Source organism: Kineococcus siccus, from assembly GCF_009906795.1.
Lineage (GTDB): Bacteria > Actinomycetota > Actinomycetes > Actinomycetales > Kineococcaceae > Kineococcus > Kineococcus siccus.
On the sequence record NZ_JAAALN010000312.1, the window covers coordinates 1 to 3491 of the forward strand.

Here is a 3491-nt window from a genome sequence, read left to right on the forward strand (position 1 = left end):
TCCCCCGGACGCGCGGCACCTCCGCCCCCCACCCGCCGTTGTCGGGGCAGGACAGGAGGTGGCCCGTGCCATCAGCTCCACCCCCCGCCGGGGTGCTCGCCCTCGTCAACGCCGGGGCCGGCTCGGCCGGAGCACCCGTCGTGCGCTCGGTGATCGCCGAGATGGCCCGCACGTGCGACGTCGAGCTGCGGCGCACGACGTCGCTCGAGGACCTCCGCGACGCCCTGCTGGAGGGGGGCGGTCGGCGCCTCGTGCTCCTCGGCGGCGACGGCTCGCTGCACGCGGCCGTGCAGCTCCTGCACCGCGCGGGCGCCGCCCTGGACGTCGGGCCGCTCGGCGTCGTGCCGCTGGGCACGGGCAACGACCTCGCGCGGTCCCTGCGCCTGCCGCTGGACCCGGTCGCGGCCGCGCGCGTCGCCGTCACGGGCCGGGCCCGCCACCTGGAGCTGCTCGTCGACAGCCGCGGCCGGACCACGGTCAACACCGTCCACGCGGGCATCGGTGCCTCGGCCACCGCGCGGGCGCAGCAGCTCAAGCGCCACCTGGGCGCCGGGGCCTACCCCGTCGGGGCGCTGTGGGCCGGCGTGCGGGCGGGGGCCGGGTACCACCTGCGCGTGAGCGTCGACGACGAGGTGCTCGCCGACGGGCACCGCCCGCTGCTCGTCGTGGGGATCGGCCTCGGCGGGACCATCGGCGGCGGCGCGCGCCTCGTGCCCGACGCCGACCCGCACGACGGCGTCGCCGACGTCGTGGTCTCCACCTCCACGGGCCCGCTGGCCCGGGCCGGCTTCGCGGCCGGCCTGCGCCGGGGCGTGCACGTCGAGCGCCAGGACGTGCGGACGGCCAAGGGCCGGGTCGTGGAGGTCACCGCGCTGTCGGGGACCTTCCGGCTCAACTCCGACGGTGAGGTCACCGACCCCCAGCGGCACGAGCGCTTCGAGATGCACCCCGACGCCTGGCAGGTCGTCTGCCCGCTCTGAGCCGTCACCCTCTCCGCGTCCCCGGCCGCCGCGGCCGGTCAGGCTCCCGCGGCGTCGCGGGCGTCGCGGGCGTCGCGGGCGTCGAGGAGCGCCAGGTAGCCCGCCGCCGCGTCGGCCAGCGCGTCGGCCCGCTTCGCGGGTGAGCCGGGGGAGTGGCGGTGCTCGACGACGTCCGCGCTCGTGCGGCGCAGCGCGGCGAGGCTCGTGGCGAGGTCGGCCTCCAGCCGGGCCGCCCGCTCCTGCGGGGTGGGCGCCGCCGAGCGCAGGGCCGGCGCCGTCCCGGCCCGCACGGCCGCCAGGACGGCCTCGTCGGCGCCGTCCGCGTCGTCCCAGCAGCGCAGGGGCCGCACGACGGCGTGGTTGGCGACGGCGTGCGCCGGCCGCCACGTCACGCTGACCGGGGCGGTCGCCAGCCGGGCGGCGCGGAGCCACTGCCCGGCCCCCTGCGGCTGCGTGCCCCACGCGACGTCCTGGTCCACGGCCAGGGCGACCGCGACCACGTCGAGGTCGTCGCGCGGTCCCGCCAGCACGTCGCCCACCAGCCACGCGGAGCGCACGCGCAGCGGGACGATCCCCGGCGGGGTCGCGGCCATCGCCTGGCACGCCGCCACCACCTGCTCGACCTTCTGGAGGACCGTCGACCACTTCACGGGAGCCACTGTGCCCGCCACCGGGCCGCGGACACCCCCGCCACCAGCCCCTGCCGGGTCCCCGGGGATGCCCTAGGGTGCCCCGGTGGACGCGACCGACCTGAGGGCCCTGCAGAAGCCGCTGAAGGACAAGTACCGGGAGGACGGCGCGAGCGCGGCCGTCCCCGCGAAGGCGGTGGCCGTCCTGGACGGGGCGTCGATCGGGGTCTCCGTCGACGGCTTCGCCGGCACGACCCGCGCCGGGCTGCACCCGGCGGCGGGCGGCGACGGCACCGAGGCGTGCTCGGCCGACATGCTCTGCGAGGCCGTCGCCGCGTGCGCCGGGGTGACGCTGCGCAGCGTCGCCACGGCCATGGGCGTCGAGCTGCGCAACGCCTCCGTCACCGCCGAGGGCACGTGGGACGCGCGCGGCACCCTCGGGGTGGACCGGGCGGTCCCCGTCGGCCTGACCGACGTGACCATCACCTTCGACTTCAGCTCCGACGCCGACGAGGCCACCGAGGCGAAGCTGGTCCAGCTCGCCGAGCGCTACTGCGTCATCGCGCAGACGCTGCGGGTCCCGCCGACGCTCACGGTCCGCCGCGCCTGAGGCGCCGCGGCCGTCCCCGGCCCGCCGCGCCGCTCAGCCCGCCGCCAGCGTCAGCACCGTGCGGGTCTCCCAGACCTGCCCCGGTCGCAGGACGACGTCGCCGAACTCCGCGGTCCGGAACTCCGGGCGGTTGACGGCGTCGGGCAGGGCCTGCGTCTCCAGGCACAGCGCATCGCCCTGCCGGACGGGGCGGCCCTCGGGCGTGCGGACCGCGCCCGTGAGGAAGTTGCCCGAGTAGAACTGCACGCCCGGGCGGTCGGTGGAGACGGTGAGCGTGCGGCCGCTGCGCGCGCTCGTCAGCACGGCGGCCGTCGCGAACCGGCCGGGGCCGCAGTCGTCCAGCACCCAGTTGTGGTCGTAGCCCCCGGCGAGCAGCAGCTGCTCGTCCGCCTCGCGCAGCGACGCGCCGACGCGCCGCGGGGCGCGGAAGTCGAACGGCGTCCCGGTGACGTCGGCGAGCTCGCCCGTCGGGACGAGGCCGCCGTCCACGGGCAGGTAGCGGCCCGCCGCGAGCACGAGCTCGTGGTCCTCGACCGTCCCGGTGCCCGGGCCGTCGAGGTTCAGGTACGCGTGGTTGGTGAGGCTGACGGGCGTCGGGGCGTCCGTGCCGGCCCGGTAGGCGAGCTCCAGGTGCACCCCGGACGCGTCCTCGGACAGCGCGTAGACGACCTCGGCCAGCAGCTCGCCGGGGAAGCCCATGTCGCCGTCGGGGCTGACCAGCCGCAGCCGCACCGCGGGCCCGGCGCCCCCGGTCACCTCCTCGGCGTGCCAGACGCGCTGGTCGAAGCCCTCGACCCCGCCGTGCAGGGCCTGCGCACCGTCGTTGACCGGCACCTGGTGCCGGGTCCCCTCCAGCTCGAAGCGGCCCCCCGCGATGCGGTTGGCCACCCGACCCACGACCGCCCCCAGGTAGCCGGTGTCCGCCTCGTAGGCGGCCACGTCCGCCAGCCCGGCGACGACGTCGCCCAGCGTCCCGTCGCGGTCGGGGACCCGCAGCTGCTGCAGGGCGGCGCCCCGGGTGAGCACGGCGGCCGAGGCGCCCGAGGACAGCCGCAGCTCCAGGCGGTGCACGACCTCGCCGCGCAGGGTGCGGCCGAAGACGGTGCGCGTCACGGCGCCCGTCGCGGGTGTGCCGGTGCCGGCGGGGGGAGTCGTGGACTGCATGCCCGCATGGTGCCCGACCCCACCGACAGGCACGACCGGCGGACACGCGGCCCCACCCCGGCCGGGTCCTCGACCCGCGCTCGCCCGGCCGGGGTGGGGCCGCGTGTC

General features: G+C 78.2%; 4 protein-coding genes. 2 read left to right on the forward strand and 2 right to left on the reverse strand.

Annotated elements, in window-relative coordinates:
* Positions 1-65: 65 nt before the first annotated feature.
* Positions 66-980, forward strand: coding sequence for a diacylglycerol kinase family protein (locus GTR02_RS20595; protein ID WP_166609346.1), 915 nt, complete (start codon positions 66-68; stop codon positions 978-980).
* Positions 981-1018: 38 nt separating this feature from the next.
* Here the strand turns inward: GTR02_RS20595 and GTR02_RS20600 are convergent, their stop codons facing one another.
* Positions 1019-1630 carry a DUF7711 family protein gene (locus tag GTR02_RS20600; RefSeq protein WP_166609347.1) on the reverse strand — a complete coding sequence of 204 codons (612 nt, stop codon included), beginning with the start codon at positions 1628-1630 and terminating at the stop codon, positions 1019-1021.
* A gap of 85 nt (positions 1631-1715) precedes the next feature.
* Here GTR02_RS20600 and GTR02_RS20605 point away from each other — a divergent pair, with 85 nt between their 5' ends.
* Positions 1716-2219 (forward strand): OsmC family protein, encoded by a 504-nt coding sequence (locus GTR02_RS20605; RefSeq protein WP_166609348.1) that lies wholly within the window; start codon positions 1716-1718, stop codon positions 2217-2219.
* A 33-nt stretch (positions 2220-2252) separates the two neighbouring features.
* On the opposite strand, the gene GTR02_RS20610 is transcribed toward GTR02_RS20605, so the two are convergent.
* Positions 2253-3383, reverse strand: coding sequence for an aldose epimerase family protein (locus tag GTR02_RS20610; protein ID WP_166609349.1), 1131 nt, complete (start codon positions 3381-3383; stop codon positions 2253-2255).
* Positions 3384-3491 lie beyond the last annotated feature (108 nt).